The following is a 2,530-nucleotide window of genomic DNA, read 5'->3' as shown; positions in this document are numbered from 1 at the left end:
CCGTGTTCAAGCGCGGGGAGTCAAACGGGCACGACCCGAAACCGGACGATCTAGACATGGACAAGGTGAAGCGTGCCGAAAGGCACGTGGAGGCCTGTTAGCGTTGGTGTCCTACAATACCCTCGCGTGATCTATGTCTAGGGGGGAAAGGCCCATCGAGTCCGGAAACAGCTGGTTCCAACCGAAAAATGTCGAAGCATTACCTCTGCCGAGATAGTTCGTGAGGTAGAGCTACGGATTGGGGGACCGCACTCCGAGAGGAGTGCGCCCCCCTGTCCAACTCCGAACTTACGAACGTCGTTTGACGCAGGGAGTTCGGTGCACGGGGTAAGCCTGTGTACCGTAAGGGAGACAACCCAGCGCCGGGTTAAGGTCCCCAAGTGTGGATTAAGTGCGATCGAAGGTGGTCTCAAGCCCCAGACAGCCGGGAGGGGAGCTTAGAAGCAGCTACCCTCTAAGAAAAGCGTAACAGCTTACCGGCCGAGGTTTGAGGCGCCCAAAATGATCGGGGCTCAAATCCACCACCGAGACCTGGCCGTGCCCCTGACAGGGCAACCGTGTAGGTTGGCGTTCTGTTCGGGTGGAAGCGCGAACGAGAGTTCGTGTGGACCGTTCAGAAACGAAAATCCTGGTCATAGTAGCAGCGTGAGTCGGGTGAGAACCCCGACGGCCGAACGAGTAAGGGTTCCTCAGCAATGCTAATCAGCTGAGGGTTAGCCGGTCCTAAGTCTCACCGCAGTTCGACTGAGACAACAGGGAAACAGGTTAATNAAGGGTTCCTCAGCAATGCTAATCAGCTGAGGGTTAGCCGGTCCTAAGTCTCACCGCAGTTCGACTGAGACAACAGGGAAACAGGTTAATATTCCTGTGCCGGTATGCAATCAAAGTTGACGCTTCGGGGCCGCTCGAACCGGGCAGTCGCCCGGTCAAACAGTCGAAGAGCGTGGAAGCCGTAATGGCACGAAGCGATCGAATGGCTGGATAGCGTAAGTCGAGCCAACCTGGAGCCCGTGAAAAGACGAGCATACCGTCCGTACCGAGATCCGACACAGGTACTCGTGGCAGCGAAAGCCAAGGTCTGTCGGGAATAACCGACGTTAGGGAATTCGGCAAGTTAGTCCCGTACGTTCGCAATAAGGGATGCCTGCCCTGCAATGGGGCAGGTCGCAGTGACTCGGGCGCTCCAACTGTCTAGTAACAACATAGGTGACCGCAAATCCGCAAGGACTCGTACGGTCACTGAATCCTGCCCAGTGCGGGTATCTGAACACCCANAACTGTCTAGTAACAACATAGGTGACCGCAAATCCGCAAGGACTCGTACGGTCACTGAATCCTGCCCAGTGCGGGTATCTGAACACCCAGTACAATGGGACGAAGGACCCGTTAACGGCGGGGGTAACTATGACCCTCTTAAGGTAGCGTAGTACCTTGCCGCTTCAGTAGCGGCTTGCATGAATGGATCAATGAGAGCGCCACTGTCCCAACGTTGGGCCCGGTGAACTGTACGTTCCAGTGCGGAGTCTGGAGACCCCCAAGGGGAAGCGAAGACCCTATNGAGAGCGCCACTGTCCCAACGTTGGGCCCGGTGAACTGTACGTTCCAGTGCGGAGTCTGGAGACCCCCAAGGGGAAGCGAAGACCCTATAGAGCTTTACTGCAGGCTGTCACTGAGACGTGGTCGCCATTGTGCAGCATAGGTAGGAGCCGTTACACAGGTACCCGCGCTAGCGGGCCACCGAGGCAGCATTGAAATACTACCCGATGGTGACTGCGACTCTCACTCCTGGCGGAGGACACTGGTAGCCGGGCAGTTTGACTGGGGCGGTACGCGCCTGAAAAGATATCGGGCGCGCCCCAAGATTTCCTCACCCGCGTCGGAGACGCGGGAAAGAGCGCAAGAGCATACGGAAGTCTGACAGTGTCCGGCCTAACGACGGACGCTGACGCGAAAGCGTGGTCTAGCGAACCAATTAGGCTGCTTGATGCGGCCAATTGCTGACAGAAAAGCTACCTTAGGGATAACAGAGTCGTCACNGAGGTTGTTCGCCTATTAAAGGAGGTCGTGAGCTGGGTTTAGACCGTCGTGAGACAGGTCGGCTGCTATCTATTGGGGGTGTGAGGTTCCTGACAGGAACGTTCGTATAGTACGAGAGGAACTCCGAATGGGTGCCACTGGTGTACCGGCTGTTCGACAGAGCACGTGCCGGGTAGCCACGCACCACGGGGTAAGAGCTGAACGCATCTAAGCTCGAAACCCACCTGGAAAAGAGGAACCACTGAGGCCACTTCTAGAAGAGAAGATCGATAGACTCGGGGNAAGAGCTGAACGCATCTAAGCTCGAAACCCACCTGGAAAAGAGGAACCACTGAGGCCACTTCTAGAAGAGAAGATCGATAGACTCGGGGTGTACGCGTCGAGGCAACGAGACGTTGAGCCCGCGAGCACTAATCGGCCAAGCCACACATTCATACTGCATCTGGATCGGACTCGTGAACGGGTCCGGACGCAAACTGGACTACACGTACAT

At 56.4% G+C, this 2,530-nt stretch carries 1 rRNA gene; it reads left to right on the top strand.

The window, feature by feature from the left end:
- A 23S ribosomal RNA gene (locus C484_RS23850) occupies positions 1-2,471 on the top strand; the annotation flags it as partial.
- Between the last annotated feature and the right edge of the window lie 59 nt (positions 2,472-2,530).

Source organism: Natrialba taiwanensis DSM 12281, from assembly GCF_000337595.1.
GTDB classification, from domain to species: domain Archaea; phylum Halobacteriota; class Halobacteria; order Halobacteriales; family Natrialbaceae; genus Natrialba; species Natrialba taiwanensis.
The sequence above is the reverse complement of the archived record's forward strand: the minus strand, read 5'-3'. Positions and strand labels throughout refer to the sequence as shown.